Source organism: Psychrobacter sp. W2-37-MNA-CIBAN-0211 (assembly GCF_040309405.1).
GTDB classification, from domain to species: Bacteria; Pseudomonadota; Gammaproteobacteria; order Pseudomonadales; family Moraxellaceae; genus Psychrobacter; species Psychrobacter glaciei.
On the sequence record NZ_JBEOOU010000449.1, the window covers coordinates 1 to 248 of the forward strand.

The following is a 248-nucleotide window of genomic DNA, read 5'->3' on the forward strand; positions in this document are numbered from 1 at the left end:
GTGGTTAAGAGCCTCACGCGCAACAGATAAGCCCGTGGACAATCAGCTACTCGATATTAATATCGCTGTCTTTCGCGCTCGTCTAGCAGAGCTAAAAACTGATAAGGATGCTGGCACGATTGATGATAGTCATTATCAATCCCAAAAGCTTGAGCTTGAACGTCAGCTTTTAGATGCGCAGCGCGTAGTGACGCCGATGATTGCGCCCGGTATCAAAAGCCGGTTAATCATTGTAGTCTGGGTGCCAG

General features: G+C 48.4%; 1 protein-coding gene. It reads left to right on the forward strand.

What is annotated here, in order from left to right; genetic code table 11:
* On the forward strand, positions 1 to 248 hold a 248-nt coding region (gene ccmI / locus AAEY72_RS15850; protein WP_352311608.1), incomplete at both ends, for a c-type cytochrome biogenesis protein CcmI.